This is a genomic window from Ruminobacter sp. RM87 (assembly GCF_000701925.1).
Classification (GTDB): Bacteria; Pseudomonadota; Gammaproteobacteria; order Enterobacterales; family Succinivibrionaceae; genus Ruminobacter; species Ruminobacter amylophilus.
In genome coordinates this window covers 15,930-19,219 of the sequence record NZ_JNKD01000056.1, presented here as the reverse complement: position 1 = coordinate 19,219, position 3,290 = coordinate 15,930, and the positions used below count along the sequence as shown (strand labels likewise).

The 3,290-nt window shown below is 28.7% G+C and carries 1 protein-coding gene and 1 pseudogene; both read left to right on the top strand.

What is annotated here, in order from left to right; all coding sequences use genetic code 11:
* Nucleotides 1–131: 131 nt before the first annotated feature.
* Complete coding sequence (locus T489_RS0109860) at nt 132–2,870, top strand: glycosyltransferase (protein ID WP_031579870.1); 2,739 nt, start codon at nt 132–134, stop codon at nt 2,868–2,870.
* Between the two features lie 39 nt (nt 2,871–2,909).
* A pseudogene (locus tag T489_RS0109855) lies at nt 2,910–3,290 on the top strand (glutamine--fructose-6-phosphate aminotransferase); the annotation flags it as partial.

The following is a 3,290-nucleotide window of genomic DNA, read 5'->3' as shown; positions in this document are numbered from 1 at the left end:
TTCATGATAAATACTTATTATCATATGATAAATAGTTGATATCCATTGTCTAAGACTTCTAATCAAATGGATATTTATGCTCTTTTAAAGATAAATTATCCCATACAATTTTAGAACGGAATATATTAATCATGCCTATCATTAACATTGCAATGATTATCGACCAGAATTTCATTGCTCCATCTCTCGCTACAATTAAATCTATGAGAGACTCAAAAAATAAACATAAAGAGTATCAAATCCATATTCTTGCTGTAAATGTAAGCAGTCGAATAAAAAATGAATTTCACAAATTGCAAACTAAGGATCTATCAATAAAGTTCATAGACTGCTCATCCCAAAAATATGAAGGCATGCATAATTTTGATTCCTCAAAACCATGCGTTGCATCTATAAGTGCTCTTATAAAATTTGATATTCCAAATTTAGTTCCTCACTTAAATAAAATTTTGTATTTAGATGGCGACATAATAGTTAATAAAGACCTATCCCCTCTCTACGACGAAGATGTATCCAATTACTATGTAGCAGCTGTTAAAGACTCTGGTCGTATGTACTATGTTACAGAACAAACTAAAGATTTAAATGATTATTTTAATTCAGGTGTGATGCTGTTAAATCTAGAAAAAATGAGACTAGATAATCTTACTGACAAACTCATTGAAACCAAAAAGAATTCTACAGACAATTCATTAATGGATCAAAATATATTTAATATCGTAATGAATGGGAATGCCAAGTTATTGGATATTAAATACAACCTTTTAGTGTTAAACCTAACAAGAGCAAAAGCAAAATGGAATATCAATGATATTAACCATTTTTACAATACATCATATTCATCGTTTACAAATTTACTTGAAGAATGTGTAATTATGCATTTTTCATCAAAAGAAAAACCTTATAACTATAAAAATACAATTTTTTCAAAACGATGGCTTGAAATTTATGATTCAATTAAATGCTCTCTTCCAATAACAGTTCAAAAACTTTATTTGGATGATAAAAACCCACTAATTTGCATAAAACCTTACGAATTATACGCTTTTGAGGAAATATATCTTAGGCCATGTGTATCATTAATCGTCTGTGCCTACAATGCTGCAAAATACATAGATGAAACACTAACAAGTCTAAGTTCACAAACACTTCGAAATACAGAGATAATTTGCGTTAATGATGGTTCTACAGATAACACCCTGGAAATCATGAATAAGTATGCAAGTTTAGATAAAAGATTCAAAATTATAAACAATCCACATAATTTAGGTGTTTCGATATCAAGAAATATTGCATTAAATGAAGCTAAAGGAGAGTATTTTGAATTTGTTGATGCAGATGACTATATTGATAAAAATACTGCATTTCATTTATACACAAAGGCAAAAGATAAAAGGTTAGATATGCTTTTCTTCAAAGGAACTGATTTTAATGATGAAACAAGAGAATTAATTCCTAATAACTACTACGGATTAGGTTACTATCCAAAAGATTTTGTTAAAGATGTATTTAACTACAACGATTGTATTCCTTTTATTTCTAGAATGTGTGTAAGTACATGTTTAACGTTTTATAAATTGGATTTTGTAAATTCATTTAAATTGAGATATCCTAACAAAAAAATTCATTTTGAAGATAATTATTTTTTTGTAAAAGCTTTTCTTAAAGCTTCACGTACATCCAAAACAGAGAAATTACTTTATTTTAGAAGATTACATCAGGAATCCATTACTCATAATTGGGAATCTCTGTTTAATGATTACATTGAAATCATTAAAATGATTATGTCGTATCTTAGGTCTAGCAATATCACTCACAGAATATACAATAGTTACGTACATGCTTTTTTATCTAGCGCAACTACGAAATTTAACTCATTTGGTATCGAAGTACGAGAGAAATACTATAAAAAACTAGTTTGCATGTTTTCTGAATTTGGATTTGCCTATTCATCAGATCCAAATTACTTAATAACAAAATTAAATTTTGATGCTAACTACCCATATCATTTGCATCTACGTTCATCAAAATTATTTGGCATTAGAAGAGGATTTAAAACATTTTATATTGACTTCCTATATGTAGCCATATTTGGAATAAGAAAATTTAATAATTTATTTGATATTGTGCTTCTTAATCATAGTTTAATAAAAATTGAGGAAAAAAATTCTAATAAGGTTGTTAAATTTATTAATTTTCCCATATACAAAAAAATTTGTGATTCGCTTTTTATTATTCATAAATTTTTATTTTTTAAATTTAAAACCATTAATTACAAGAAAATTATCGCTCAACTTAAAGAGATTAGTGAGCTTACTTCTAATAATATCACAGAAAACTTAAATACTAATATTTTAGAAATTAATAGAAATATTAATTCAATTAAGAATGAATTACTTCTTTCAAACCAAACATCTCCTCTTCAAGTGCTTGACACGTTAAAGGTAGACGAATACTATGACGCAAAAATTGGGAATTTAATTTTTTATAACAACTATGTGAATTTAGCAAAAAAATCCAATGGCTCACTAATAACAAAAATTGAAGACAGAAAAATCATCGCAAATGATAATTATAAGTATCTAACATTATGTTCTATTCAAAATAATGCTTTGTACACTATTTCATTTGATGACGTCATCATTACGGATAAGTCATCACCAATAATAACTATTGCCATAATTGATTCTGTAACAGGAAAATCAGTTAAATGTATTGATGTCAATATTAGACATAATATTCATTTGAATTTTTCATCACACGATTTATTGAAAGAGTTAAAAATAGTTCTATACATAGGAATTAGAGGAAAAACAAAAGGAAATGAATACAATTTTCAGAAGCTAACAGTATACGGAATACCTCTATAAAACTGTCTATTTATAAAACCATTAATTAGGATCATAAAAATGTGCGGAATAGTCGGAGCTGTAGCTCGAAGAAGCGTTAAGAATTTTCTTATAGAAGGATTAAAAAAACTCGAATATCGTGGATACGATTCGGCAGGTGTAGCCTTCATCAGTAAGACAGCCGGTAACTCATACGAAATTTTACGAGACAGATGTCTCGGAAGAGTATCAGTTCTGGAAAACAGTGTGGCGGAAAAATCCCTTGACGGATGTATAGGTATTGCCCATACCCGCTGGGCCACTCACGGAAAACCGTCAGTAGTGAATGCTCATCCCCACATGTCCGGAACCATAGCAATGGTTCACAACGGTATCATTGAAAATTATGCTGAACTCAAATCCATGTTAATCAAACACGGATATATTTTTACTTCAGAAACT

Coding starts and splice junctions, on each gene's coding strand:
- T489_RS0109860 (WP_031579870.1), top strand. CDS start 132: ATGCCTATCATTAACATTGCAATGATTATCGACCAGAATTTCATTGCT.